Here is a 25,390-nt window from a genome sequence, read left to right on the forward strand (position 1 = left end):
ATGATTAGCGGACCGTCAGGGCCTGATCCAGAAGCTTGGCCTGCTCCTGGTTGTGACGCTTCAGCAGGCCGGTCGCCGGCGAGGCGGTGGCCGGGCGGCCGACATAGGACGGACGGCCGGCCTTGTGGCCGATGTCCTTCAGCACGGCCTCCAGGCGGCGGTCGGCGAACAGCCAGGCGCCCTGGTTCTCCGGCTCTTCCTGGCACCAGACCAGCTCGGCGTTCGGATACTTGGCGAACTCGGCCGCCAGAGCGTCCTTCGGGAACGGATAGAGCTGCTCCAGGCGCAGGATGACCACGTCCTTGATGCCGCGGCTCATGCGCTCCTGCAGCAGGTCGTAATAGACCTTGCCGGAGCAGACGACGATGCGGCGGATCTTGTCGTTGGCGGCCAGATCGTTCGCGGTCTCGCCCAGCACGCGGTGGAAGCTGCTGCCCGGTCCCATCTCCGACAGGTCGGAGATGCACAGCTTGTGGCGCAGCAGCGACTTCGGCGTGAACAGGACCAGCGGCTTGCGGAAGCTGCGGCGGATCTGGCGGCGGAAGACGTGGAACAGGTTGGCCGGCGTCGTCACGTTGCAGATCTGCCAGTTGTCCTCGGCGCACATCTGCAGGAAGCGTTCCGGACGGGCGGAGGAGTGCTCCGGACCCTGGCCCTCGTAGCCGTGCGGCAGCAGCATCACCAGGCCGGACATGCGCAGCCACTTGGACTCGCCCGACGAGATGAACTGGTCGATGATGGTCTGCGCGGTGTTGGCGAAATCGCCGAACTGCGCCTCCCACAGCACCAGATTGTGCGGTTCGGCCAGCGAATAGCCGTACTCGTAGCCGACGACGGCGGCTTCCGACAGCGGGCTGTCATGGACCTCGAAGGTCGCCTGGTCCGGGCTGACGTGGCAGAGCGGGATGTACTTGTCTTCGGTGTTCTGGTCGTACATCACCGCATGGCGGTGCGAGAAGGTGCCGCGGCCGGAATCCTGGCCCGACAGGCGGACGCCGGTGCCCTCGGCGACCAGCGTGCCGTAGGCCAGCGCCTCGGCGGTCGCCCAGTCGATGCCCTCGCCCGATTCGAGCGTCTTCTTCTTGGCTTCCAGCTGGCGCGCGATCTTGGAGTTGATCGCGAAGTCCTTCGGGTACTCGCAGAGCTTGAAGCCGATCTGCTTCAGCTTGTCGATGTCCACGCCGGTCTCGCCGCGGTGGGGCGAATCGGCGCCCTGCGCCTGCAGGCCGGCCCACTTGCCTTCCAGCCAGTCGGCCTTGTTCGGCTTGTAGGTGCTGGACGCCTCGAACTCACCCTCCAGCTTCTTCATGAAGTCCTGGGTGATCTGGTCGCTCTCGGCCTGGGTGATCACGTTCTCTTCGACCAGCTGCTTGGCGTACAGCTCGCGCGTGGTCGCGTGGGCACGGATCTTCTTGTACATGATCGGCTGGGTGAAGCCCGGCTCGTCGCCCTCGTTGTGGCCGTGGCGGCGGTAGCAGACCATGTCGATCACGACGTCCCGCTTGAACTTCTGGCGGAACTCGATGGCGATGCGGCTGACATGCACGACGGCTTCGGGATCGTCGCCGTTCACGTGGAAGATCGGCGCCTGCACCATCTTGGCCATGTCGGAGCAGTACACGCCCGACCGCGAATAGGTCGGGTTGGTGGTGAAGCCGATCTGGTTGTTGATGATGAAGTGCATGGTGCCGCCGGTGCGGTAGCCGCGCAGCTCCGACAGGCCCAGCGTCTCGGCCACGATGCCCTGGCCGGCGAAGGCGGCGTCGCCGTGGATCAGCACGCCCATCACCTGCTCGCGCTCCAGGTCGCGGCGCTGCTGCTGCTTGGCGCGCACCTTGCCCAGCACGACCGGGTTGACCCATTCCAGGTGGGACGGGTTGGCGGTCAGCGACAGGTGGACGATGTTGCCGTTGAAGTCGCGGTCCGACGAGGTGCCGAGGTGGTACTTCACGTCGCCGGAGCCCTGCACGTCCTCGGGGCTCGACGGGTTGCCCTGGAACTCCGAGAAGACGGCGGAGAAGGGCTTGCCCATGAAGTTGGTCAGCACGTTCAGACGGCCGCGGTGGGCCATGCCGACGACGACTTCCCGGAGGCCGAGCTGGCCGCCGCGCTTCAGGATCTGCTCCAGCGCGGGGATCATCGACTCGCCGCCCTCAAGGCCGAAGCGCTTGGTGCCGGTGTATTTCAGCTGCAGGAACTTCTCGAAGCCCTCGGCCGCGGTCAGACGCTCCAGGATGGCGCGCTTGCCGTTCACCGTGAAGTCGGTGTGGTTGCGGCCGCCCTCGATGCGCTCCTGGATCCAGGCCTTCTCTTCCGGATCCTGGATGTGCATGAACTCGACGCCGATCGTCCCGCAATAGGTCTTGTGCAGGATTTCGAGGATCTGGCGCAGGGTCGCCGTTTCCAGGCCCAGCGAGTAGTTCAGGAAGATCGGACGGTCGAGATCGCCGGGGCCGAAGCCGTAGGTCGCCGGATCCAGTTCCGGGTGCGGCTCGCGCTTTTCCAGGCCCAGCGGGTCGAAATGCGCGTTCATGTGGCCGCGGACGCGGAAGACGCGGATCAGCATCAGGGCGCGGATGCTGTCCAGCGTGGCGGCGCGCAGCTGCTGCGGGCTGATGCCGCCGTAGACCTGTTGGGCGTGGGCCAGCATCGCGCCGTTGCCCGGCCCGCTCATCGCGGCGGCGGCGCCATTGCCGACGGCCGCGCCGTTCGGTGTGCCGACGATGAAGCTCTCGGCGACCGGGTCGCGCTTGGCCTTGGGGTCCTCCAGATCGGACACGGTCCAGGACGCGCCGCGCAGCTCGTCCAGGACGGCGCGCGAATCCTCGTCCAGATCCTGGAAGAAGCTGTTCCAGCTGGGATCGACCGCGGCCGGATCGGAGAGGAAGCGAGCATAGAGTTCGGCGACGTAACCGGCGTTCGAGCCGAAGAGGAACGAGGTCTGTTCCAGATTTGCCGACATGGTTTCACCTCGGGCGTGGACCCGGGTCCCTGTGGGAGAATTTCGTGTGGATGAAGGGGACGGGATTGGATCCCCATGTGCAAACGCCGACGGATGAGCGCCGACGACGAAGGCCGGCGGCGCGGAAACGCACCGTCGACGCTTGCATATGGGTCCCCAGGACCGTCCGTCCAAGAGGGCCGCGCCCGGAGGGGGAGGGGCGGCGGGAGGGGCGCCGGAGCGTCCCGCCCGCCTTCCTCTTCCTCGAAGGCGCGACGAGGCCGCGGGCGCCGCCGCGAGGCGACGCCCGCAGGCGGTCAGCCCTTGAACACCTTCAGCATGGTGGAGCCCAGGCTGGCGGGGCTGTCGGCGACGGCGATGCCGACCGACTTCATGAAGTCGATCTTGAAGTCGGCGGTATCGTTGCCGCCGGAGATCACCGCGCCGGCATGGCCCATGCGGCGGCCCGGAGGAGCCGTGCGGCCGGCGATGAAGCCGACGACCGGCTTCTTCGTGCCCGACGCCTTGATGAACTCGGCGCCGCGGACTTCGGCGTCGCCGCCGATCTCGCCGATCATGATGATGCCCTCGGTCTCCGGGTCCTTCACGAACAGCTCCAGGCTGTCGACGAAGTTGGTGCCGTTGACCGGGTCGCCGCCGATGCCGATGCAGGTGGTCTGGCCCAGGCCGGCCGCCGTGGTCTGCGCGACGGCCTCATAGGTCAGCGTGCCCGAGCGCGAGACGATGCCGATCTTGCCGCGCTTGTGGATGTGGCCCGGCATGATGCCGATCTTGCACTCGTCCGGCGTGATGATGCCGGGGCAGTTCGGCCCGATCAGGCGGGTCTTGGAGCCGTCGAGCGCGCGCTTGACGCGGACCATGTCCAGCACCGGGATGCCTTCGGTGATGCAGACCACCAGCGGGATCTCGGCGTCGATCGCCTCCAGGATCGCGTCGGCCGCAAACGGCGGCGGCACGTAGATCACCGAGGCGTTGGCCCCGGTCTTCTCGACCGCTTCCGACACGGTGTCGAAGATCGGCAGGTCGAGGTGCTTGCCGCCGCCCTTGCCGGGCGTGACGCCGCCGACCATCTTGGTGCCGTAGGCGATGGCCTGCTCGGAGTGGAAGGTGCCCTGGGCTCCGGTGAAGCCCTGGCAGATCACCTTCGTGTTCTTATCGACGAGAACAGCCATGTTACGCGGCCTCCTTCACGGCCTTGACCACCTTCTCGGCGGCATCGGCGAGGTTGTCGGCCGAGAGGATCGGCAGGCCGGATTCGGCCAGGATCTTCTTGCCCAGATCGACGTTGGTGCCTTCCAGGCGCACCACGAGCGGAACGTGCAGGTGCACTTCGCGGGCCGCGGCGACGACGCCCTCGGCGATCACGTCGCAGCGCATGATGCCGCCGAAGATGTTGACCAGGATGCCTTCGACGTTGCTGTCGGACAGGATCAGCTTGAAGGCCGCGGTGACGCGCTCCTTCGTGGCGCCGCCGCCGACGTCGAGGAAGTTGGCCGGCTCGCCGCCATACAGCTTGATGATGTCCATGGTGGCCATCGCCAGGCCGGCGCCGTTCACCATGCAGCCGATGTTGCCGTCGAGCTTGACGTAGTTGAGGCTGTGCTTGGCCGCCTCGATCTCCGACGGGTCTTCCTCGGCCTCGTCGCGCAGCTCTTCCACGTCCTTGTGGCGGAACAGCGCGTTGTCGTCGAAGTTCATCTTGGCGTCGAGCGCCAGGATGTCGCCCGAACCGGTGACGATCAGCGGGTTGATCTCGACGATGGCGCAGTCCAGGTCGATGAAGGCCTGATAGGCGGCCTGGATGAACTTGGCTGCGGCGCCGACCTGCTTGCCTTCCAGGCCCAGGGCGAAGGCGACCTTGCGGGTGTGGAAGCCCTGGATGCCGGTGGCCGGGTCGACGGCGACCTTGATGATCTTCTCCGGCGTGTTGTGGGCGACCTCTTCGATCTCCATACCGCCTTCGGTCGAGGCCATGATCGTCACGCGGCCGGTGGCGCGGTCGATCAGCATGCCGAGATACAGCTCGCGCTTGATGTCGGCGCCTTCCTCGATGTAGAGGCGCTTGACCTCGCGGCCTTCCGCGCCGGTCTGCTTCGTCACGAGAACGTGGTTCAGCATCTCGGCGGCGTTCTTGCCGACGTCCTCGATCGACTTGACGACGCGGACGCCGCCCTTGCCTTCGGGGTTGTCCTTGAAGCGCCCGGCGCCGCGGCCGCCGGCATGGATCTGGGACTTCACGACCCAGACCGGACCGCCCAGCTCGCGGGCGACCGTCTCGGCCTCCTGCGGGGTGTAGGCCACGCCGCCGCGGGGAACCGCGACGCCGTACTTCTTCAGCAGGCTTTTCGCCTGGTACTCATGGATGTTCATCGGGCGTCCATCTGTTTTTTGGTTCGGCTGACGAGAACGGGTCGACTGAAGGACAAGACGGGCGCACCACCGGCGCCCTCCCGACCCGGAAAACGGGCCGGGAGGGCGCCGGAGAACGCGCGATCGGTCCTTAGGAAGCGGACTTCTCGGCGTCCAGCTTCTTCACGACGTCGACCAGCGTCTTCACCGCGTCGACGGAGTTCTGGAACATCGCCTTCTCTTCGTCGTTCAGCTCGATCTCGATGATCTTCTCGACGCCGCCGGCGCCGATGATCACGGGGACGCCGACGTAGAGGTCGTCCTGGCCATACTGGCCGCTCAGGTGTGCGGCGACCGGGAGGACGCGCTTCTGGTCCTTCAGGTAGGACTCGGCCATCTGGATGGCGGAGGCGGCCGGGGCGTAGAAGGCCGAGCCGGTCTTCAGCAGCTTGACGATCTCGGCGCCGCCGTCACGGGTGCGCTGAACGATGGCGTCCAGCTTCTCCTGCGTGGTCCAGCCCATCTTGACCAGATCCGGCAGCGGGATGCCGGCGACGGTGGAGTAGCGCACCAGCGGGACCATCGTGTCGCCGTGGCCGCCCAGCACGAAGGCGGTGACGTCCTCGACCGAGACGTTGAACTCTTCGGCCAGGAAGTAGCGGAAACGGGCCGAGTCGAGCACGCCGGCCATGCCGACCACGCGCTCCGGCGGCAGGCCGGACGCCTGCTGCAGCACCCACACCATCACGTCGAGCGGGTTGGTGATGACGATGACGAAGGCGTTCGGGGCGTACTTGCCGATGGCTTCGCCGACGGTCTTGCAGACGCCGCTGTTGATGCCGATCAGGTCGTCGCGGCTCATGCCCGGCTTGCGCGGGATGCCGGCGGTGACGATCACGACGTCGGCGCCCTCGATGATCGAGTAGTCGTTGCCGCCGGTCAGGCTGGCGTTGAAGCCCTCGACCGGGGAGGTTTCGGCGAGATCCAGCGCCTTGCCGGCCGGCATGCCTTCGGCGATGTCGAACAGGACGACGTCGCCCAGTTCCTTCTGAGCGGCGAGCAGAGCCAGCGTGCCGCCAATCTGGCCGGCACCGACGAGCGCAATCTTCTTGCGAGCCATGGAGCGTTCCCTAAAACGTTTGAGCGTCCCCCATTCAGCGGGAGACTAGAACCGTTGGTCATTCTAACGTCTTAGGGATCCAGCGCCCCGAGATTTCGGAAGCGTAGGTAGCGCGTTTTGTCGCGGAGGGCAAGCATGACTGCAAGCCGGGCATTGCAGCTTTGCGTCGCACCCCCGATGATCCCTTCCAATGCCCGGAGCGTTCAGCTTTATACGTATGGTTCGCGTCCGGTCCTTACCTTGTTCGAATATGGTCGAAGGAGAGCGCTGATGGCCAAGCTCGTGGCCCGTTTCATTCCCGGTCTGACCATGTCGCTGGCGCTCGGCGCCGGCCTCGCCGGGGCCCTGGCCGCCGGCGGCGCCCAGGCGCAGACGGTCGGCGATTACGCCGCCGGCCTCGCCGCCGCTCCGATCACCAACGCCCTGACGGAAACCAGCATCGTCTATTGCCAGCCGCTGGCCAACTACGTCTACACCTCCATCCCGGCCAACGAGCAGGCGAAGTGGGTGCTGCCGCTGGTGGCGCTGACCGGGACGGAGTCGCCGGAGATGGCGGCCAAGCGCGAGACCTGCCTCAAGGTGCGCGATCTGCCGCTGATCGCCTTCGACGCCGGCACCGGCGAGCAGATCGTCACCCCGGCCGAGGCGATGGAAGGCCCGACCGACCGCGGCCCCTATTACAGGGAGGTCACGCCCGACACCCCGGTTCCGCACACCGGCCGTGCCACGCCGCGCCAGCCGATGCCGCGCGGGGGCGTGCAGTAAGGGGCTTTTGCGTATGACTTCCTCTCCCACGGCGGGAGAGGGCGACGATCGCCGGGTGCGGCGGTCGCGGTTTCCTTACGGCCCTATGCCGTAGCGTTCCAGATGGCGGGCCATCTCGGCGGGGGAGAGCGGGAAGCCGCTGCCCTGCCGGGCGTTCAGCATGGCGCGCGGGTGGATGCCGGCGGCGCGGGTCTGGATCTGCATGGCGCAGCGCATCGACAGGCCGGCACGCCAGACCAGCGCCGTTACCGCCTGCGGGTCGTGGGAGTCCAGGATCAGATCCACGACCTCCGGCGCCACGCGGGCGCGGAGCGTCAGCGCCGCCCGGACGAACCCGGTCTCGTTCCATGACATGGCGTCGCCCAGAGCGGTCTCGTCCAGCTTGCCCAGCCGGTGCAGGCGGACGGCGCGGCGCTCCGGCGACTCGGAGGCTTCCGGGGCTTCGGCCCAGTCGATGCGGCGGCGGGTGGCGGCGGCGATCTCCGCCACCGTGGCGTCGTCGAAATCGGGACGGCGGTGCAGATGCTCCACCACCGCCAGATCGACGAAATCCGCCAGCCGCAGCGCCAGCCGGCGGGGCAGGGCGGGGCGGCGGGCCAGCTTTTCCCGCCAGTCGGGATGATGGGCGGACCGTTCCACCAGCGATTCCAGAGTCGGTTCGGCGATCACCGCTCCGCTGTTGTCCAGCAGGATGCCGGTCGCCTCGGCATGGCCGCTGCCGGCGATGGCGTCGGACAGGGCGGCACCGATGCTGTGGCGCCGCGCAATGGCCGACAGCGCCCAGCCGGCGGGCGCCGCGGCGACGATGTCCAGCAGATCCTCGTCGCTGAGCGCGGCGCAGCAGCGCAGAACCGGCTCGGCCACCGACCGCTCGACGTCGCGCGCCAGGGTCGCCACCACCGACGGGGGGGCGCAGGCGATGTCCTTGATCGCGGTCGCCAGCGCCTCGCGCACGCGGACGATGTGGTCGCGGGCCAGCTGTTCCAGTGCGCGCAGGGCGACGGTGCTGACGGTGTCGGCCCCGCCCGGCGGCAGGTCGGGCAACAGGCGGCAGAGCTTGCGCGCCAGCATGGAGCGGACGTCGGCATCGCCCATGCCGGCCAGCCGCGACTCGACCAGCACGTCGCCGACCTGACGGGCGACGCTGCGGCCGGGCTGTGCGGGAATGGGGGCGGCAGGCGGCGTGCCGTCCGGCGACTCGGCGAACAGATAGTCCATCAACTCGGGCGCGACTCCGCCATCCGTCTCCGGCGGGAGATCGGGGGAGGGGCCGGATGGGGAGCGCCGGGTTGTCACCGGACCGGGAACCTTCGGGTTGGGCCGCCGCTTAGGGTCGCCGCTTGGGGGAGGCGAGGGCGGTGGCGGGAGCGTCCCTGCCATCGAAACGCCATCCAGGTTAACGGCTCCCTAATACGGCCATGGCCGAGCCCGTGACATCCCGCGCACCGCAAGGGCGCACCGTGCCGACCCGGCCAAAAAAAAGGCCGCAGCCCATGCGGGCGCGGCCTTTAGTCTAGGGAGGAAACGCACTGCAAAATGCAGTAACGGGACGGAGTGTAAGGCCGCGGCCTTGTTAGCGGTACCACGGTTTTCGAATTGGTGCGGTGCGATGTCCGCATAGCGAGGTATGGAACATAGTTTGAGTAGCCCAACATATGGGCGGAAATGCAGGCCTTCGCTTATTTCGTGACCAATTCGGGAGTCGTGCGTCAGACGAACCATCAATTCCGAAAGCAATGCCATTCGCAATGGTTCGCAAATGAAAATGGGGGCGCCTTTCGACGCCCCCTATTTCATCCGAATGGAAAGGACGGGATCAGCCCGCCAGCTTCTCGCGGATCAGCGCCTTGGTCTCGTCGATGCCGTAGAGCTGGATGAAGGAGCCCATGCGCGGCCCGGTGGTCTGGCCCAGCAGCACTTCGTACAGCGCCTGGAACCATGCCCGCAGTTCGGTGAAGCCATGGGTCTTGCCCACCTCGAACACCTCGTTCTGGATGGTGTCGGCGCGGGCGTCGGCCGGCAGGCCGTCCAGCTTGACCAGCAGGTCCTGCAGGGCGGCGCGTTCGGCATCGGTGGGGGCGCGGAACCGCTTGGTCGGCTTCACCTGGTCCTGGTAGTAGCGCACGGCGTAGCCGACCATGCTGTCCAGGAAGGGGCTGTTCTCCGGCGTGGCATCCGGCGCGTAGCGGCGGATGAAGCCCCACATGGTCTCCTTGGTCTCTGCGTTGGCGGCGCCGGCCAGGTTGAGCAGCAGGTTGAAGGACACGTCGGACCGCACCGCCGGCGGCTTGCCGTTGTGGATGTGCCAGGCCGGGTTCTCCAGCTTCTTCGCCGGCTCCTCGCCATGCACCTTGTCGACGAAGGTGAGGTATTCGTCGACGGCGCGCGGAATGACGTCGAAATACAGGCGCTTGGCCGACTTCGGCTTCTGGAACATGTAGAGGGCGAGGCTTTCCTGCGGCGCGTAGGCCAGCCATTCCTCCATCGTCAGGCCGTTGCCCTTCGACTTGGAGATCTTCTGGCCCTTGTCGTCGAGGAACAGTTCGTAATTGAAGCCCTCCGGCGGGGTGCCGCCGAGGATCTTGCAGATCTTGCCGGCCAGCTCGGCCGACGGGATCAGGTCCTTGCCGTACATCTCGTAATCGACGCCCAGGCCGAACCAGCGCATGCCCCAGTCGGGCTTCCACTGCAGCTTCACATGGCCGCCGGTGACGGGAAGCTCCACCTTCTTGCCGTCCTCGTCCTCGAAGACGATGGTGCCCGCATCGACGTTGCGCTCCAGCATCGGAACCTGAAGAACCCGGCCGGTGGAGGGGGAGATCGGCAGGAAGGGGCTGTAGGTCGCCTGACGCTCGGCCCCGAGGGTGGGCAGCATCACCGCCATCACCTCGTCGTAATGGCGCAGGATGCCGAGCAGCGCCTCGTCGAAGCGGCCGGACTTGTACCAGTCGGTGGAGGACTGGAACTCGTACTCGAAGCCGAAGCTGTCGAGGAAGGCGCGCAGCCGGGCGTTGTTGTGGGCGCCGAAGCTGTCATGGGTGCCGAAGGGATCGGGCACCTGGGTCAGCGGCTTGCCGAGGTTGGCCGCCACCATCTCCTTGTTGGGGATGTTGTCGGGAACCTTGCGCAACCCGTCCATGTCGTCCGAGAAGCAGAACAGCCTGGTCGGAATGTCGCTCATGGTCTGGAAGGCGTGGCGCACCATGCTGGTGCGCGCCACCTCGCCGAAGGTGCCGAGATGCGGCAGGCCCGACGGACCATAGCCGGTCTCGAACAGGACATAGCCTTTGGCGGGCGGCGCTTTCGCGAAGCGCGCGACCAGTTTGCGCGCCTCCTCGAACGGCCATGCCTTCGCCTGCAACGCCAGATCCCGTTCGCCGGTCATCGTCGGACCCTTTCGAAACCAGATAGATAAAGTCAAGGAATGAGGGCAAAGACCCTAGGGCCCGCCGGGCGTGGCGTCAACCGTGGGACGTGCGGTGCCGGGCGAGCCGGATGCTCTTGCGGCGTCCTTCCGCCCGGTCCATCCTGCGCCGCCCGCGGGATCGGCTTCGCGGGAATGGTCGGGATTTGACGGCGATGAGCTGGCTGTATCTGGGGGTGGCGATCCTGTTCGAGATCGTCGGCACCTCCGCGATGAAGATGTCGGACGGCATGACGCGGCTCGTCCCCGCTGCGGTGGTGGTGCTGTGCTATGGCGTCGCCTTCCTGCTGCTGGCCAAGGCGCTGCGCACAATCGAGGTCGGCATCGCCTACGCCATCTGGTCGGCGGCGGGCACCGCGGCCATCGCCGCCATCGGCGTGTTCGTGTTCGGGGAATCGCTGACGGTGATGAAGGTGGTGGGGATCGGCCTGATCGTCGCCGGGGTGATCAGCCTGCATGTGGCGAACGGCGCGGCCTGAGCCCAATAGTTAGGCGTTGACCTAAGTTTTGACTGCCGGTAGGGTGCCGTCATGGATGCGGCACTCGACATGACATTTCGCGCGCTGGCGGATCCCACGCGAAGGGCGGTTATCCAGGCGCTTGGACGCGGCCCGGCATCGGTCAGCGATCTTGCGAAGCCTTTCGAGATGGCTCTGCCGAGCTTTCTCCAGCATCTGAAGATGCTGGAGGACAGCGGACTCGTCGTGACGCGGAAGGTTGGCCGGGTGCGCACCTGCACGCTGAAGCCGGAGGCGCTGGCGGCTGCGGAAAGCTGGCTCGAAGCCCAGCGGAACCTCTGGACCAAGCGGCTCGATCAACTGGACAGCCTGGTGCTGGACCTGAACAAACGGGAGGACGAGACCCCATGACCGCTTTCACCGCAGCGTCTTTCAATCCGCAGCTCGACCTTGAACTGAAGCGTGAGGTCGCGGTTCCGCCGAAGCTGGTCTGGCGGGCCTGGACCGAACCGGAGCTGCTGATGAAGTGGTTCACGCCGGCTCCCTGGCGGACCACCGCCTGTGAGATCGACCTGCGGCCCGGCGGCAAGTTCCGCACCGTGATGGAGGGGCCGAACGGCGAGAGGAACGACAGCACCGGCTGCTTCCTGGCGGTGGAGCCGGAAAGGCTTCTGGTCTTCACCGACGCGCTCGGGCCGGGGTTCCGTCCCACCGGCGGCGGATTCATGACCGCTTCGGTCACCATAGAGCCGACGGCCGGCGGCACACTCTATACCGCCATCGCTTACCACAAGGACGAAGCGGCCAAGACGCGGCACGAGGAGATGGGCTTCCACCAGGGGTGGGGAGCCGCGCTCGACCAACTCGTCGCCTTGGCGAAGGGACTGTAAGGGCGCCGCCAGTTCAGGCTCCGACCTTGAACGGGCTCGCCTGCCGGGCGGCGCGTTCCACCGCCTCGGCCGGGCCGGGGCGGCCGAGGAAATAGCCCTGGGCGACATCGCAGCCCATCCGGCGCAGGGCCTCCAGCGTTTCGGCATCCTCCACGCCCTCCGCCACGACGTTCAGGTTCAGGCCGTGGGCCATCTGGATGACGGCGGTGGTGATCCTGGCGCTGTCGTGGCTGCCGGTGAGGTCGGCGACGAAGCTGCGGTCGATCTTCAGCTTGTCCACCGCCAGGCGGCCGATATAGGACAGGTTGGAATAGCCGGTGCCGAAATCGTCGATCGACACCTGCACGCCCATCGCCTTGATCCGGCGCAGATTGTCCATCACCAGTTCGGTGTTCTGGATCAGCATCGATTCGGTCAGCTCCAGTTCCAGCAGCAGCGGGTCGAGACCGCTGTCGGCCAGCGCCCCGGTGACGGTGCGGACGAGGTCGGCGCGCTGGAGCTGCAGGGCCGACAGGTTGACCGCGACCGACAGCGGCAGGCCACGGGCCTGCCATGCCGCCGCCTGCCGGCAGGCCTCCGCCAGAACCCAGGCGCCGATGGGCACGATCAGCCCGCTGTCCTCGGCGATGGGGATGAAGGCGCCGGGCGGGATCATGCCCTCGTCGGGGTGGTTCCAGCGCACCAGCGCCTCCGCGCCGACGACGGCGCCGGTCTCAAGGCTGACCTGCGGCTGGTAATGGACCAGGAACTCGCCCCGTTCCAATGCGCGGCGCAGGCCGCTGCGGGTGGACAGGTGGGCGACCGCTTCCGCGTTCATCGCCTCGGCGAAGAAGCGGTGGGTGTCGCGGCCGGCGGCCTTGGCGTGGTGCAGGGCGGTGCCGGCGTTCTTCAGCAGGGTGGCGAAGTCCTTGCCGTCTGCCGGCGCCAGCGCGACGCCGGAGGACAGGGTGACGGTCAGCTCGTGCCCGGCGATCTGGAAGGGAGCCGCCATGGTCTCGTGCAGGGAGGCGACCGTCTCCACCGCCGCGTCGGCGTCGGGCAGGCCGGACAGCAGCAGGATGAACTCGTCGCCGCCGCTGCGGCTGACCGTGTCGGTGTCGCGCACCGCGGCCTTCAGCCGTTCCGCCGCCGCGCGCAGCAGGGCGTCGCCCACGGCATGGCCCAGGCTGTCGTTCACCGTCTTGAAGCGGTCGAGCCCGCAGGCGACCAGCGCCACCAGCCGGCCGTTGCGTTCCGCCCGCGCCAGAGCCTGTTCGGTGCGGTCCTGCAGCAGCAGCCGGTTGGGCAGCAGGGTCAGCGCGTCGTGGCGCGCCAGATACTCCATCCGCTCCTGCGCGGCCTTGCGTTCGGTGATGTCGCGGGCGACGACCAGCAGGCGGCGGTCGTTGCCGTCCAGCGTGGCGCGCCGCATGCTGACCTCCACCCAGAACAGGGTGCCGTCCAGCCGGCGGGCATGCCATTCGAACAGCTGCGGTTCGCCCTCGGCCGCCTTGGCGATCCAGACCGCCGCCTCGTCCCGCGTGTAGGGCGGCTGGCCCGAGCTGAGCATGCCGACCCGGATGGCCGGAAGCGGCGTGTCGCCGATGCGGTACATCTCCGCCATCCGCCGGTTGATCTCGATGATGGCGCCGCTGTCGAGGTCGAGGATGAAGATGGCGTCGGTGACGCTGTCGAAGATGGTGCGGACGCGCTCCTCGCTGGCGGTCAGGGCGGCGACCGCGGTGCGCAGGCTTTCCGTCTTGCTTTCCACCTGCCGGCGCAGCAGCAGCACCCAGACCAGCGCGCCGATGCCCAGTACCGCGACGCCCGCCAGCAGCTTGAGCAGCAGGTCGATCAGTCCGGGGCCGACCCCGCCCAGCCTGTGGCCGGTCCAGCGCTGCTCGATCGCCTTGCGCTCCTCCGGGGCGATGCGGGCGAAGCCGTCGGAGATCAGACGATTGAGCGCCACGTTGCCCTTGCGGACCGCCCAGCGCAGTTCGCCGGTGTAGAGCGGGTCGGTAAAGCGGAAGCGTCCCTGCACCCCGTGCTTGGTCATGTAGTAGGTGGCCGCCGGGTCGTCCATGCAGAAGACCCGCATCTCCTGCCGGGCGGCGGCCTCGACCATCCTTTCGAAACCGGAATAGCGCTGGAAGGCGGTGATGCCCTGGTCGGTCAGCCATTCGGGGCAGAAATCGCCGTCCTTGACGCCGACGGTGAAGGCGCGCAGGGACTCCACCCCGACGATTCCGCCGAGATCGCTGCTGAACCAGATCGGCACATCGACGCGGGCGTAGGGGGCGGAGAAGTCGTAGAGAACGTCGCGCGCATCGTTGCGGAAGATGGTCTCGATCACGTCGGCGGCGCCGGTGTCGATCGCCTGCCGCGCCAGATTCCAGTCGCTCGGCATCATCCGCACCGCGACTCCGGTCTTCTGAGACCACAATGCCCACAGATCCTTCACGATCCCGACATGGGTGCCGTCGGCGTTGCGGAAGCTGTAGGGCGGGTAGTTGTCATCCAGCGCCACCCGGATCTCGGCCACCCGGAGCTTGGCCGCCTCCGCCTCAAGGGCCGGCTGCGGCTCCGCCTCGAGGGCCGGCAGTGGCGGGTCGATCGCCAGGGCCGGGCCGCCGGCAAGCATCGTCGGCAGCAGGACGGCAAGCAGGCGCAGGACGGCCAGCCCGCCGGCAAGACACCTGTCTCCAAGACGCGGGCACCCGGCGGGCCGGCCTGCAGATCGTCCATGATTGGCGATCCGCGGTCCGAGGCTGATCCCCGGGTTCCGGTGCGGGGGCGTGGCGGGCATGAACATGGCTTTGGCCGGGGGCTCTTGCCGGGATCGCGCATGGCGATGGCGGAGCCGGCCGCCGCCGTTCCGCTCTCGCCATATCACCGGAGAGGGTAGCCCGTTCACTCCGCATCGGCAACGGGGGTTCGTGCGCGCCGCGACAAACTCCCGTTTCGAGGGAAACGGGTTTCCGGCCGCACCTATGCGGATGTATCGGCCGTCAGGTGGGGCGGTCGGGTGACGGGGCCGCGCTGGCCGCGCCGGTGGACCGGGCGCGCAGGGCGTCGCGGATTTCCTCCAGCAGCTGTTCCTGCCGGGGTGGAGTCTTCGGCGTTTCCTTGTGCAGGACGTGCAGGCGGTTGACCTGCCGCACGATCATGAACAGGGCGCCGGAGACGATCAGGAAATTGATGCAGGCGTTGATGAAGCGGCCGTAGTTGATGGTGGCGGCCCCCGCCGCCTCGGCCGACTGCAGGGAGTCGTACTGGCCGCCCGACAGGCTGAAGAAGTAGTTCGAGAAATCGATCCCGCCCATGATCCAGCCGATCGGCGGCATCAGGATGTCCTTGACCAGGGAATTGACGATCCCGGTGAAGGCCGCACCGATGATGATGCCGACCGCCAGCTCCACGACATTGCCGCGGCTGATGAATTTCTTGAACTCTTCCAACATGGCGTTCCGTTTCCCGGTGGTCACGGAGGGGAAACGGGATGGAGAGGGGTTGGTTTCACTGGGGGAGTTCTGGGCGGTTTTCGCCCTCTCCCCGACGCTTTCCCGCGATCGGGCCGACAGAAGGCCGGCCCGATCCCAGGGACGAGAAACTTACCCCATCCGCCCGTGGCAGTGCTTGAACTTCTTGCCGGAGCCGCAGGGGCAGGCCGCGTTGCGCGGGGTGTTTTCCATCACGTCCGCCGGCAGGGGCTGGTTTTCCGGCGTGCCGGCGACCGAGGAGGCGCGGACCATGCCGGCGGGCAGCGCCCCGCCGTCATCGGTCGCCGTGGCGGCCCCCATGGAGGCCCCCATGGAGGCCATCGCCAGCGCCGGGTCGGTGCGGCCCTCGTGCATCTCCTGCATCTGGCGGGCGAACAGCTCCTCCTGCGACGGGGCCATGCGGATTTCGACATGCATCAGGATGGTGGTGACCTGCTCGCGCAGGGCCATCAGCATCGTGTCGAACAGCTCGAAGGCCTCGCGCTTGTACTCGTTCAGCGGATCCTTCTGGGCGTAGGCGCGCAGGTTGATGCCCTGGCGCAGGTGGTCGAGCTGGAGCAGGTGGTCCTTCCATTCCTGGTCCAGGATCTGGAGCAGGATGCTCTTTTCCACATGCCGCATCGTCTCGGCGCCGTAGGCCTCCTCCTTCTCCGCATATTTGCGGTCGGCGGCCTCGCGCACGCGCTCCTCGATCTCCGGCTCGGCGATGCCCTCTTCCTTGGCCCATTCGTGAACCGGCAGGTCCATGCCCAGCACGCGGTTGACCGCCTCGTGCAGGCCGTCGATGTCCCACTGCTCGGAGTAGCTGTTGGCCGGAATGGCGGTCGATACCATGTTGGCGATGATCTGGTGGCGCATCTCGCGGATTTCCTCCGCGATGTCCTCGCTTTCCATCACCTCGTGGCGCTGTTCATAGACGACCTTGCGCTGGTCGTTCATGACGTTGTCGAACTTCAGCAGGTTCTTGCGGACCTCGAAGTGATGCGCCTCGACCTTCTGCTGCGCCTTTTCCAGCGCCTTGTTGATCCAGGGATGGATGATCGCCTCGCCCTCCTTCAGGCCGAGACGCTGGAGCATGCTGTCCATCCGGTCCGACCCGAAGATGCGCATCAGGTCGTCTTCCAGCGACAGGAAGAACTTCGAGGTGCCGGGGTCGCCCTGGCGGCCGGAGCGGCCGCGCAGCTGGTTGTCGATGCGGCGGCTTTCGTGGCGCTCGGTGCCGACGACGTAGAGGCCGCCGGCCTGCTTGACCTTCTCGCGCGCCTCGGCCACCTCGGCCTCGATCTGCTTGATGCGGGCCTCGCGCTCCGGGCCCTCCGGCACATCGGCCAGCTCGACCGCGACGCGCATCTGGACGTTGCCGCCCAGCTGGATGTCGGTGCCGCGGCCGGCCATGTTGGTGGCGACCGTCACCGCCCCGGCGCGGCCGGCCTGGGCGACGATGTAGGCTTCCTGTTCGTGATGGCGGGCGTTCAGGACGTTGTGCGGGATGCCGCGCTTGTTCAGCAGATCCGACAGCAGTTCCGACTTCTCGATCGAGGTGGTGCCGACCAGCACCGGCTGGCCGCGCTTGCGCGCGTCCTCGATCAGGTCGATCATCGCATGGTATTTCTCGGTCGCGGTGCGATAGACCTCGTCGTCGTGGTCGATGCGCTTGACCGGGACGTTGGTCGGGATGTCGACCACTTCGAGCCCGTAGATCTCGCCGAACTCCGCCGCCTCGGTCAGGGCGGTGCCGGTCATGCCGGCCAGCTTCGGGTAGATGCGGAAATAGTTCTGGAAGGTGATGGAGGCCAGCGTCTGGTTCTCGCGCTGGATCGTCACCTTCTCCTTGGCCTCGAGCGCCTGGTGCAGGCCTTCGGAGAAGCGGCGGCCATCCATCATGCGGCCGGTGAACTCGTCGATGATGATGACCTTGTCATCCTTGACGATGTAGTCCTTGTCGCGCTGGAACAGCATGTGGGCGCGCAGCGCCTGCTGGGAATGGTGGACCAGCGCCACGTTCTGGATGTCGTAGAGCCCGCCCGACTTCAGCAGCCCGGCCTCGGCCAGCAGCTGCTCCATATGCTCCTGGCCGGCTTCGGTGAAGCTGACGGTGCGGTGCTTCTCGTCCTTCTCGTAATCCTCGGGGACCAGCATCGGGATCAGCCGGTCGACCTGGATGTACATTTCCGACGAGTCGGTGGAGGGGCCGGAGATGATCAGCGGCGTGCGCGCCTCGTCGATCAGGATCGAGTCGACCTCGTCGACGATGGCGTAGTTGAAGGGCCGCTGGACCAGTTCCTCCAACCGGAACTTCATGTTGTCGCGCAGATAGTCGAAGCCGAACTCGTTGTTCGTGCCGTAGGTGATGTCGGCGGCGTAGGCGGCGCGGCGCTCGTCGTCGTCCAGGCCGTGGACGATGCAGCCGGTGGTCAGGCCGAGGAAGCCGTAGACCCGGCTCATCCAGCCGCTGTCGCGCGAGGCGAGGTAGTCGTTCACGGTGACGACGTGGACGCCCTTGCCTTCCAGCGCGTTCAGATAGACGGCCAGCGTGGCCACCAGCGTCTTGCCTTCGCCGGTGCGCATCTCCGCGATCTTGCCGCTGTGCAGCACCATGCCGCCCATCAGCTGGACGTCGAAATGGCGCTGGCCCAGCACGCGCTTGGCCGCCTCGCGCACGGTGGCGAAGGCGTCGGGCAGGATGTCGTCCAGCGTCTCGCCCTTGGCCAGCCGGTCGCGCAGCCAGTCGGTGCGTCCCTTGAGCTGGTCGTCGGTCAGCGCCGCGACCGACGGCTCCAGCGCGTTGATCTGAGCCACGGTCTTGTGCAGCGCCTTGACCGCGCGCGTGTTGGCGGTGCCGAAAATCTTGCGGGCGAGAGCGCCGAACATGAAAACCTCGGGAGTAAAGCGGAATGCGGGCCAGTCTATCGACGGGTCTCACATAGGACTAAGGCAAGGCCCTGTCAACGAGACCGGGCAAGGGAAGCCCCCCTGCGACATCATACAATGGAGCCGTAATGGCGCCGCCCGGCCCCATTCGGGCGTGACGGTACCATGAAATAGCATCCGGAAAGCGGGAATGCGGCTGACGGACGCGCCGGGGACTGGTAATGCCGGGCGCGGGGCACAGGTCGTTGCAGAGGCCCATAGCTGCCGGGATTCCCTGGCGGAATCCCCGGCGGGACCCAAGCGCGCCCCTTGCCCCGCGCGGGTTAGCCATGCTTAATCCCCTGCGGAATCGGGCGCGGAGCGGCGGATGGCTCCGATGCCGCAGGCCATGCGAACCGGGCTCCGAGCCATCGGCCGCCCATTGTCGCGAAGCATCCGCCGGAAGGAAACAGACACGCCATGGTTCAACGAGTGTTCCGCACCGCGCTCCTGTCGGTTGCCGCCTGCGGCATCGCGCTGGCCGCCAATGCCCAGACGCCGGCTCCCGCCACCCCCGCGCCGGCTGCTCCGGCCGCCTCCGCTCCGGCCACGCCCGCCGCTCCGGCCGATCCGGTGGTCGCCCGCGTCAACGGCGAGGAACTGCACAAGTCGGACGTCTCCCGCATGGTCTCGCAGCTGCCGCCCCAGGTGCAGCAGATGCCGATCGAGATGATCTATCCGGCGGTGATCGACCAGCTGATCAGCGGCAAGCTGGTCTCCTCGGCCGGCTACAAGGCCGGTCTGGCCGATTCGGCCGAGGTCAAGGACGAGATCAAGCGCGCCGAGGAGCGCGCGGTGCAGCGCGCCTACATCCAGAAGGAAGTCAAGGCCCGCATCACCCCGGACGAGCTGCAGAAGGCCTATCAGGAATTCCTGAAGGAGAACCCGGCGCAGGAGGAGGTCAGGGCCGCCCACATCCTGGTCGAGAAGGAAGACGAGGCCAAATCCATCATCGCCCAGCTGAACAAGGGCGCCGATTTCGCCAAGCTGGCCAAGGAGAAGTCCAAGGACGCCGCAGCCGCGGCCCAGGGCGGCGACCTCGGCTACTTCACCAAGGACACGATGGTCGAGCCCTTCGCCAACGCCGCCTTCGCCATGAAGCCGGGCGAGATCAGCAAGGAGCCGGTCAAGACCCAGTTCGGCTATCACGTCATCAAGGTCGAGGACAAGCGCACCCAGCCGCAGCCGACGCTCGACGAGGTGAAGCCGCAGCTGGAGCAGGAGCTGTCGAAGAACATCGTCACCGCTCTGGTCGATGAACTGCGCGGCAAGGCGAAGATCGAGACCTTCCAGCTCGACGGCTCGCCGATGCCGAAGGAAGAGCCGGCCGCCGCCCCGGCGACCCCGGCCCCGGCCCCGGCTCCGGCTCCGGCCGCTCCGGCGGAGCCGGCGAAGAAGTAAGGCGGAGCGTCCCCTCCTGCCCCCTCCTGCCCCTCCCCCGCATCGCGGGAGAGGGTTGGGGAGGAGCATCGCTCCGACATCCCACACATTTTGCCACGCCAACCACCACTGCCCACCTCGGGAATCCTCTCCATGGCCACGACCCTCTCCCCCTTGGCTCCCGCCAGCTTCCCGACGCTGCCGCCCATCGCGGGCGTACGCATCGCCACGGCGAACAGCGGCATCCGATACAAGGGCCGCGACGATCTGCTGCTGGCCGTGCTGGATCCCGGCACCAGCGTTGCGGGCGTGCTGACCCGGTCGCTGACCTGCTCGGCCCCGGTGATCTGGTGCCGCGACAGCCTGCCCAAGGGGTCCGCCCGCGCCGTGGTGGTGAATGCCGGCAACGCCAACGCCTTCACCGGCAAGGCGGGCGACGCCACCGTGCAGGCGACCGTCGCCGCCGCCGCCGATCTGGCCGGCTGCGCCCCCGACGAGGTCTATGTCGCGTCGACCGGCGTGATCGGCATCCCGCTGGCCGCCGACGCCATCGGCAAGTGCCTGGCGCCGATGGCCCCGACCCTGGCCGCCGACTCGGCCGCGTGGGAGAAGGCCGCCCGCGCCATCATGACCACCGACACCTTCCCGAAGGGCGCGGTGCGCACCGCCAGCATCGGCGGCACGACGGTGACCATCGCCGGCTTCGCCAAGGGGTCGGGCATGATCGCGCCGGACATGGCGACGATGCTGGGCTTCGTCTTCACCGACGCCGCCATCGCCGCCACCGCGCTGCAGGACATGCTGTCGGAGTTCACCGAGCGCACCTTCAACGCCGTCACGGTGGACGGCGACACCTCGACCAGCGACACGCTGCTGCTGTTCGCCACCGGCATGGCCGGCAACGCCCCGGTGTCGAGCGCCGATGCCGCCGAGCTGGCGGAATTCCGCGCGGCGCTGGAGGATCTGCTGCTCGATCTGGCGCTGCAGGTGGTGCGTGACGGCGAAGGGGCGACCAAGTTCATCGCCATCACCGTGCGCGGCGCCGACAGCGACGCCGCCGCCAAGCGGATCGGCATGACCGTGGCGAACTCGCCGCTGGTCAAGACCGCGGTCGCCGGCGAGGACGCCAATTGGGGCCGCATCGTCGCCGCCATCGGACGCGCCGGCGAGCGCGCCGACCGCGACCTGATCAAGATCACCGTCGGCGGCACCCTGATCTGCGCCGACGGGATGGAAGTCCCCGGTTACGACGAGACGCCGGTCGCCAACCACATGAAGGGCAAGGAGATCGACATCGACATCGACCTCGGCCTGGGCAAGGGAACGGCGAAGGTGTGGACCTGCGACCTGACGCACGGCTACATCGACATCAACGGCAGCTATCGGAGCTGACCGCCACCGGAGCCGCGTGATGACCGCCTGTTTCGATCCCAACTCCACCCCCGCCCCCGGTTCGCTGCCGGTGCTGATGGTCGTCGCGGTGGCGCTCGTCGATGCCGACGGCCGCGTGCTGCTGGCCCAGCGCCCGCCCGGCAAGTCGCTGGCCGGACTGTGGGAGTTCCCCGGCGGCAAGGTCGATGCCGGGGAGACGCCGGAAGCCGCGCTGGTGCGCGAACTGAAGGAGGAGTTGGGCATCGACACGGCGGCAAGCTGCCTCGCCCCCTTCACCTTCGCGTCCCACAGCTACGAGAGCTTCCACCTGCTGATGCCGCTCTATGTCTGCCGGGTGTGGGAGGGCGACGTGATGCCGCGGGAGGGGCAGAAACTCGCCTGGGTCTACCCGAACCGGATGGGCGACTACCCGATGCCCCCGGCCGACGTGCCGCTGGTGGCGATGCTGCGCGATCTGCTGTAGGGGCCGATACGTGGTGCCCCTCGCCAAGGTCCGACCTTTGTTCCCGGGCGTGGCCCTTTGCGGCTTTGCCCCGCGGGCGTTCTGTGCCACATGATGGGGCGTTGAGACGACAAGCCGGTTTTCCGGCCCCACTTTCCTGAACCGCATCGGCGTGGATTCGTTGTTTTCCTACAGTAACCCGGGTGCGTCGGACGATGCCCCCGGTCAACACCCGGCCACGGCGCTCGACGCGCTGCGGACGGTGTTCGGCTACGACTCCTTCCGCGGCCAGCAGGCCGACATCATCGACCATGTGGTGCGCGGCGGCGACGCGCTGGTGCTGATGCCGACCGGCGGCGGCAAGTCGCTGTGCTACCAGATCCCGGCGCTGGTGCGCGATGGGGTGACGGTGGTGGTTTCGCCCCTGATCGCCCTGATGCGCGACCAGGTGACGGCGTTGCGGGAACTGGGCGTGCGCGCCGCCTTCCTCAACTCCTCCCTGGGTCCGGCGGAGGCGCGGGAGGTGGAGCGGGCGATGGTGCAGGGCGAGATCGACCTCGTCTATGTGGCGCCCGAACGGCTGGTGACGCCGCGCTTCCTCGATCTGCTCGACCGCACCCGGCTGGCGCTGTTCGCGCTGGACGAGGCGCATTGCGTGTCGCAGTGGGGGCATGACTTCCGGCCCGAATATCTGCAGCTGTCGATCCTGCACGAACGCCACCCGACGGTGCCGCGCATCGCGCTGACCGCGACCGCCGACGTGCAGACCCGCGCCGAGATCAAGGACAAGCTGGGCCTGACCGACGCGCGCGTCTTCCTGTCCAGCTTCGACCGGCCCAACATCACCTACCGCGTGGTGCCGAAGAAGAGCGAGCGCCAGCAGATGCTGGCCTTCCTGCGCGAACACCACCCGGAAGACGCCGGCATCGTCTATTGCATGTCGCGCAACAAGGTGGAGGAGGTCGCGGCCTGGCTGAACCAGCAGGGCCGCGAGGCTCTGCCCTACCATGCCGGGCTGCCGGCCGAGACGCGCGAGGCCAACCAGGACCGCTTCATCAAGAGCGAAGGGCTGGTGATGGTCGCCACCGTCGCCTTCGGCATGGGCATCGACAAGCCGAACGTCCGCTTCGTCTGCCACCTCGACCCGCCCAAGAGCCTGGAGGCCTATTACCAGGAGACCGGCCGCGCCGGCCGCGACGGCCTGCCCGCCAATGCCTGGATGGCCTACGGCATGGCCGACGTGGTGATGCTGCGCCAGATGCTGGAGCAGTCGGAGGCCGGCGACAGCCACCGCCGGGTGGAGCGCGGCAAGCTGGAGGCGCTGCTGGGCTTCTGCGAGACGCCGGACTGCCGCCGCCAGGTGCTGCTGAACTATTTCAACGAGACGCTGCCGGAGCCCTGCGGCAACTGCGACACCTGCCTGGATCCGGTCGAGACCTGGGACGGCACCATCGCCGCGCAGAAGGCGCTTTCTGCGGTCTACCGCACCGGGCAGCGCTATGGCGCCGGACACCTGATCGACGTGCTGGTCGGCAACGCCACCGAGAAGGTGATGCAGCAGCAGCATGACCGGCTGAAGACCTTTGCCGTCGGCAAGGATTTGTCGAAGGTCGAATGGCAGTCGGTCTACCGCCAGCTTGTCGCCACCGGGCTGCTGACCGTCGATCTGGAGGGCTATGGCGGCTTCCGCCTGACCGATGCCGGGGTGGCCGTCATCAAGGGTCAGCGGGTGGTCAAGCTGCGCAAGGACCCGGTGCTGGAGCGCCGCCGCGGCGTCCACGATGCGCTGCGCCGCCACAACGCGCGGGGCGGGTCCGCCGGCGGCGGGTTGAGCGGGGAGGGCGTGTCGCGCTCCGGCGCCCGCGGCGCGCTGTCGGCGGCCGACGACGCCCTGTGGCATGCGCTGAAGGACTGCCGGACGGCGCTGGCCAAGGCGCAGAGCGTGCCGCCATACGTGATCTTCCACGACAGCACGCTGTTGGAGATGGTGGCCCAGCGCCCCCGCGACCACGCCGCCTTCGCCCATCTGCCGGGGGTGGGCGGCCGCAAGCTGGAGCGCTACGCCGACGCCTTCCTGGAGGTGATCCGGCAGCACGGGTGAGGCGTTCGGGGGCATGGCAGGCTTGAGTGCGGGCGGTCGATTTTTCCGAAATTCACCGCTTGCATCCCGCGAAGCACCTCGCTATGTTCCGCGCCACAACGACGCCGCAGTAGCTCAGGGGTAGAGCAACTGATTCGTAATCAGTAGGTCCGGGGTTCAAATCCCTGTTGCGGCACCAGTTTCCAAGGCCCTGAAAGACAAGGTCTTTCGGGGCCTTTCCATGTCTGGGATCCAGATCGCTTCCGAGTGTCGGAAACCACTCGGCAACCACGCCAACTCCAACACCGTGTCGTTGAGGTGCGCTGTCACAATATGCGGTGTAGATGACTGGGAGCGCATAGCCAGTCATGAGCGACGATCTCGACGTGATCGGCTTCACGACACAATGTCGGGGCCAATTCCCCTGAAAAACGGCAAGATCCCGGTTTGCTGATATCGGCAAACAAGCGCTTCATACGCGGAATGGCTGCTTCGTTTTCGACGGTATCTGCAGTCCTCCGTCAATCCCTTGTCTGCTTTGAGGATTGCCTGAAGGCGGTGGTGGAGATACGGGGGCTGGATGCATTTCGCCCCCGTCTGACCATGACTATGGAGTGCGACGGGACGCTGAAGGGAGCATTGGCACGGGATGGAGCGGCCAGGCAAAAAGCGCGCTCTCGAAGCCCCGCAAGGTTTCCATCCGCTGCGCGGGCCGCGTGAGTGGGGGCCGGCGTCTGTCAACGCCGGCGCATGTCGGTTCAGGCCCCGTACACGCGGTCGAGATCCGCGTCGGTGAAGTGGTAGTCGGTCGAGCAGAACTGGCAGGTCACCTCGACCCGGCCGTCGTCGATCTTCAACTCCTGCACCTCTTCGCGGGGCAGGCTGCGCAGCATGGTCTCCACCCGCTCGCGCGAGCAGCGGCAGCCGAAGCGCAGCGCATGGCCCTCGTAGACCCGCACGCCGTCCTCGTGGAACAGGCGGAAGAGCAGGTCGGACGCGCTGAGGTCGGTCGACAGCAGCTCGTCGCCGGTGACGCTGGCCATCAGCGCCATGGCGCGGCGCCAGTCGTCTTCCTTGTCGGACGCCACCAGACCCTGCTCCTGCGGCAGGCGCTGGATCATGATGCCGCCGGTGCGCCACTGGCCCGGCGTGCCGTCCGGCTTCACCTCGCGGTCGACCGAGACGGTCAGGCCGGTGTCGATCTGCTCGGACTGGCGGAAGTAATGCTGGACGCAGTCGGTCAGCGTCTTGCCGTACAGCTCGACGATGCCCTGGTAACGGTCGGTGTCCTGACCCTGGTCCACGGTGAAGGCGATGTACCCTTTGCCGAGCAGGGCCGCGGCCGGCGCGATCTCCACATCGGTTTCGGCCTTGGCGACCGCCTCGGGGTCGAACTGGGCATAGGCGCGCACGTCGCCGACCGAGGTGACGTCGGCCACCATCAGGCGGATCGGCCCCTCACCCTTGGTCTGCAGGGTGAAGATGCCCTCGTATTTCAGCATGCTGGCGAGCAGCACGGCGAGCGTCGCCGTCTCCGCCAGGAAGCGGGCGACGGTGGGCGGATAGTCGTGGCGGGTCAGGATCTCGTCGATCGCCGGCCCCATCTTGACGACGCGGCCGCGCAGGCGCGACGCCTCGATCTGGAACGGCAGGACGAAATCATCGGTGAGCGGGCGGACGGAAGGATCGTCCATAGGGCGGATTCCTTAAGACAGAGACCGGCGATGCAGGCGTAGGGC

Annotated in this window: 18 protein-coding genes and 1 tRNA gene; 9 read left to right on the forward strand and 10 right to left on the reverse strand. The window is 67.5% G+C overall.

Features of this window, described 5'->3' with window-relative positions; all coding sequences use genetic code 11:
- Positions 1 to 4 precede the first annotated feature (4 nt).
- From DM194_RS00570 to mdh, 4 genes are all read right to left on the reverse strand, one after another.
- Positions 5 to 2,962, reverse strand: coding sequence for a 2-oxoglutarate dehydrogenase E1 component (locus DM194_RS00570; protein ID WP_111065465.1), 2,958 nt, complete (start codon positions 2,960 to 2,962; stop codon positions 5 to 7).
- A 296-nt stretch (positions 2,963 to 3,258) separates the two neighbouring features.
- On the reverse strand, positions 3,259 to 4,134 hold the full coding sequence (sucD, locus tag DM194_RS00575) for a succinate--CoA ligase subunit alpha (protein ID WP_111065466.1): 876 nt from the start codon (positions 4,132 to 4,134) through the stop codon (positions 3,259 to 3,261).
- Position 4,135: 1 nt separating this feature from the next.
- Entirely contained in the window at positions 4,136 to 5,332 is a 1,197-nt protein-coding gene (gene sucC / locus DM194_RS00580) for an ADP-forming succinate--CoA ligase subunit beta (protein ID WP_111065467.1), read from the reverse strand.
- 130 nt (positions 5,333 to 5,462) lie between these two features.
- On the reverse strand, positions 5,463 to 6,431 hold the full coding sequence (gene mdh / locus DM194_RS00585; protein ID WP_111065468.1) for a malate dehydrogenase: 969 nt from the start codon (positions 6,429 to 6,431) through the stop codon (positions 5,463 to 5,465).
- Between the two features lie 270 nt (positions 6,432 to 6,701).
- Here mdh and DM194_RS00590 point away from each other — a divergent pair, with 270 nt between their 5' ends.
- A complete protein-coding gene (locus DM194_RS00590) occupies positions 6,702 to 7,196 on the forward strand; it encodes a hypothetical protein (RefSeq protein WP_111065469.1) in 495 nt (164 codons plus the stop codon).
- Positions 7,197 to 7,271: 75 nt separating this feature from the next.
- Here DM194_RS00590 and DM194_RS00595 read toward each other — a convergent pair whose 3' ends face one another.
- Together DM194_RS00595 and DM194_RS00600 are read right to left on the reverse strand one after the other, a co-directional pair.
- Positions 7,272 to 8,414, reverse strand: coding sequence for a DUF2336 domain-containing protein (locus tag DM194_RS00595; RefSeq protein WP_111065470.1), 1,143 nt, complete (start codon positions 8,412 to 8,414; stop codon positions 7,272 to 7,274).
- Between the two features lie 598 nt (positions 8,415 to 9,012).
- Positions 9,013 to 10,581 carry a lysine--tRNA ligase gene (locus DM194_RS00600; protein WP_111065471.1) on the reverse strand — a complete coding sequence of 523 codons (1,569 nt, stop codon included), beginning with the start codon at positions 10,579 to 10,581 and terminating at the stop codon, positions 9,013 to 9,015.
- Between the two features lie 194 nt (positions 10,582 to 10,775).
- Here DM194_RS00600 and DM194_RS00605 point away from each other — a divergent pair, with 194 nt between their 5' ends.
- The 3 genes from DM194_RS00605 to DM194_RS00615 are packed head-to-tail and all read left to right on the forward strand — an operon-like array spanning position 10,776 to position 11,968.
- Positions 10,776 to 11,099: a DMT family transporter gene (locus tag DM194_RS00605; RefSeq protein ID WP_111065472.1), complete on the forward strand. Its 324-nt coding sequence runs from the start codon at positions 10,776 to 10,778 to the stop codon at positions 11,097 to 11,099.
- 51 nt (positions 11,100 to 11,150) lie between these two features.
- Positions 11,151 to 11,489, forward strand: coding sequence for an ArsR/SmtB family transcription factor (locus DM194_RS00610; protein ID WP_111065473.1), 339 nt, complete (start codon positions 11,151 to 11,153; stop codon positions 11,487 to 11,489).
- Entirely contained in the window at positions 11,486 to 11,968 is a 483-nt protein-coding gene (locus tag DM194_RS00615) for an SRPBCC family protein (protein ID WP_111065474.1), read from the forward strand. Before DM194_RS00610 ends, DM194_RS00615 begins: the two co-directional genes overlap by 4 nt.
- A gap of 13 nt (positions 11,969 to 11,981) precedes the next feature.
- On the opposite strand, the gene DM194_RS00620 is transcribed toward DM194_RS00615, so the two are convergent.
- From DM194_RS00620 to secA, 3 genes are all read right to left on the reverse strand, one after another.
- Positions 11,982 to 14,753, reverse strand: coding sequence for an EAL domain-containing protein (locus tag DM194_RS00620; protein ID WP_246024229.1), 2,772 nt, complete (start codon positions 14,751 to 14,753; stop codon positions 11,982 to 11,984).
- A gap of 202 nt (positions 14,754 to 14,955) precedes the next feature.
- On the reverse strand, positions 14,956 to 15,408 hold the full coding sequence (gene mscL, locus DM194_RS00625; protein WP_111065475.1) for a large conductance mechanosensitive channel protein MscL: 453 nt from the start codon (positions 15,406 to 15,408) through the stop codon (positions 14,956 to 14,958).
- Between the two features lie 150 nt (positions 15,409 to 15,558).
- The gene (secA, locus tag DM194_RS00630; RefSeq protein ID WP_111065476.1) at positions 15,559 to 18,318 is read right to left on the reverse strand and encodes a preprotein translocase subunit SecA; all 2,760 of its coding nucleotides are present in this window, start codon (positions 18,316 to 18,318) and stop codon (positions 15,559 to 15,561) included.
- Between the two features lie 459 nt (positions 18,319 to 18,777).
- Here secA and DM194_RS00635 point away from each other — a divergent pair, with 459 nt between their 5' ends.
- The 5 genes from DM194_RS00635 to DM194_RS00655 all read left to right on the forward strand — a co-directional run bounded on the left by DM194_RS00635 (position 18,778) and on the right by DM194_RS00655 (position 23,850).
- Positions 18,778 to 19,758 carry a peptidylprolyl isomerase gene (locus tag DM194_RS00635; protein ID WP_111065477.1) on the forward strand — a complete coding sequence of 327 codons (981 nt, stop codon included), beginning with the start codon at positions 18,778 to 18,780 and terminating at the stop codon, positions 19,756 to 19,758.
- A gap of 132 nt (positions 19,759 to 19,890) precedes the next feature.
- On the forward strand, positions 19,891 to 21,129 hold the full coding sequence (gene argJ / locus DM194_RS00640; protein WP_111065478.1) for a bifunctional glutamate N-acetyltransferase/amino-acid acetyltransferase ArgJ: 1,239 nt from the start codon (positions 19,891 to 19,893) through the stop codon (positions 21,127 to 21,129).
- A 19-nt stretch (positions 21,130 to 21,148) separates the two neighbouring features.
- On the forward strand, positions 21,149 to 21,592 hold the full coding sequence (locus tag DM194_RS00645; protein ID WP_162629942.1) for a (deoxy)nucleoside triphosphate pyrophosphohydrolase: 444 nt from the start codon (positions 21,149 to 21,151) through the stop codon (positions 21,590 to 21,592).
- 151 nt (positions 21,593 to 21,743) lie between these two features.
- Entirely contained in the window at positions 21,744 to 23,672 is a 1,929-nt protein-coding gene (recQ, locus tag DM194_RS00650) for a DNA helicase RecQ (RefSeq protein WP_111065479.1), read from the forward strand.
- Between the two features lie 103 nt (positions 23,673 to 23,775).
- A tRNA-Thr gene (locus DM194_RS00655) sits at positions 23,776 to 23,850 on the forward strand.
- A gap of 559 nt (positions 23,851 to 24,409) precedes the next feature.
- On the opposite strand, the gene DM194_RS00660 is transcribed toward DM194_RS00655, so the two are convergent.
- A complete protein-coding gene (locus tag DM194_RS00660; protein WP_111065480.1) occupies positions 24,410 to 25,345 on the reverse strand; it encodes an Hsp33 family molecular chaperone in 936 nt (311 codons plus the stop codon).
- Positions 25,346 to 25,390: the final 45 nt, after the last annotated feature.

It is taken from the genome of Azospirillum ramasamyi, assembly GCF_003233655.1.
Classification (GTDB): Bacteria; Pseudomonadota; Alphaproteobacteria; order Azospirillales; family Azospirillaceae; genus Azospirillum; species Azospirillum ramasamyi.

What these genes read in the sequence shown, in the direction of transcription:
- DM194_RS00645 (WP_162629942.1), top strand. Translation starts at nt 21,149, where the DNA reads ATGACCGCCTGTTTCGATCCCAACTCCACCCCCGCCCCCGGTTCGCTG.
- DM194_RS00595 (WP_111065470.1), bottom strand. Translation starts at nt 8,414, where the DNA reads ATGGACTATCTGTTCGCCGAGTCGCCGGACGGCACGCCGCCTGCCGCC.
- DM194_RS00660 (WP_111065480.1), bottom strand. Translation starts at nt 25,345, where the DNA reads ATGGACGATCCTTCCGTCCGCCCGCTCACCGATGATTTCGTCCTGCCG.
- secA (WP_111065476.1), bottom strand. Translation starts at nt 18,318, where the DNA reads ATGTTCGGCGCTCTCGCCCGCAAGATTTTCGGCACCGCCAACACGCGC.
- DM194_RS00590 (WP_111065469.1), top strand. Translation starts at nt 6,702, where the DNA reads ATGGCCAAGCTCGTGGCCCGTTTCATTCCCGGTCTGACCATGTCGCTG.
- DM194_RS00610 (WP_111065473.1), top strand. Translation starts at nt 11,151, where the DNA reads ATGGATGCGGCACTCGACATGACATTTCGCGCGCTGGCGGATCCCACG.
- DM194_RS00635 (WP_111065477.1), top strand. Translation starts at nt 18,778, where the DNA reads ATGGTTCAACGAGTGTTCCGCACCGCGCTCCTGTCGGTTGCCGCCTGC.
- argJ (WP_111065478.1), top strand. Translation starts at nt 19,891, where the DNA reads ATGGCCACGACCCTCTCCCCCTTGGCTCCCGCCAGCTTCCCGACGCTG.
- DM194_RS00600 (WP_111065471.1), bottom strand. Translation starts at nt 10,581, where the DNA reads ATGACCGGCGAACGGGATCTGGCGTTGCAGGCGAAGGCATGGCCGTTC.
- sucC (WP_111065467.1), bottom strand. Translation starts at nt 5,332, where the DNA reads ATGAACATCCATGAGTACCAGGCGAAAAGCCTGCTGAAGAAGTACGGC.
- DM194_RS00615 (WP_111065474.1), top strand. Translation starts at nt 11,486, where the DNA reads ATGACCGCTTTCACCGCAGCGTCTTTCAATCCGCAGCTCGACCTTGAA.
- mscL (WP_111065475.1), bottom strand. Translation starts at nt 15,408, where the DNA reads ATGTTGGAAGAGTTCAAGAAATTCATCAGCCGCGGCAATGTCGTGGAG.
- DM194_RS00605 (WP_111065472.1), top strand. Translation starts at nt 10,776, where the DNA reads ATGAGCTGGCTGTATCTGGGGGTGGCGATCCTGTTCGAGATCGTCGGC.
- DM194_RS00620 (WP_246024229.1), bottom strand. Translation starts at nt 14,753, where the DNA reads ATGCCCGCCACGCCCCCGCACCGGAACCCGGGGATCAGCCTCGGACCG.
- mdh (WP_111065468.1), bottom strand. Translation starts at nt 6,431, where the DNA reads ATGGCTCGCAAGAAGATTGCGCTCGTCGGTGCCGGCCAGATTGGCGGC.
- sucD (WP_111065466.1), bottom strand. Translation starts at nt 4,134, where the DNA reads ATGGCTGTTCTCGTCGATAAGAACACGAAGGTGATCTGCCAGGGCTTC.
- DM194_RS00570 (WP_111065465.1), bottom strand. Translation starts at nt 2,962, where the DNA reads ATGTCGGCAAATCTGGAACAGACCTCGTTCCTCTTCGGCTCGAACGCC.